The sequence below is a fragment of the Collinsella aerofaciens genome (assembly GCF_032584215.1).
GTDB lineage: Bacteria > Actinomycetota > Coriobacteriia > Coriobacteriales > Coriobacteriaceae > Collinsella.
Genome location: NZ_JAWHPN010000120.1, coordinates 1 through 462 on the forward strand (window position 1 = coordinate 1; position 462 = coordinate 462).

General features: G+C 57.4%; 1 protein-coding gene. It reads left to right on the top strand.

The window, feature by feature from the left end:
* Positions 1-462: MSCRAMM family protein (locus RX395_RS10040; RefSeq protein WP_316367359.1), on the top strand; the 462-nt coding region annotated here is incomplete at both ends.

The window sequence follows — 462 nt, forward strand, 5'->3', positions numbered from 1 at the left end:
GATTACTACGCCGTGGAAACCGAGAGTGCCAAAGGCTTCAAGCTGGATGACACCCCCATCTATTTCACAGTGAAGGATGGAGAAACCACCCGTAAGACCGTGACCAATGCGCCCTTCTCCGGGATACTCATTCGCAAGGTTTCGTCTGCGGACGGAAGCGGTATTTCCGGCGTCCATTTCCTGTTGTATAACGCCCGGCATACCCCCATCGGGGAGTATGTGAGCGACCAGAGGGGCCATGTCTACATTGACGGCCTGACCGAGGGCGGCCGCTACTATCTCCGGGAGTTGGAGCACGAGGGCTATATCCCGGACACCGAACTGAAAACCGTCTATGTCAAGGCGGGGGAAGTGACTGAAATCGAATGGGAGAATACCCCCATCACCGGCCAGATCCAAATTATCAAGCGGTCCGCCGACTACAACCCCACCACCGGCCTGCCCGCCGGAACACTCCTGGAG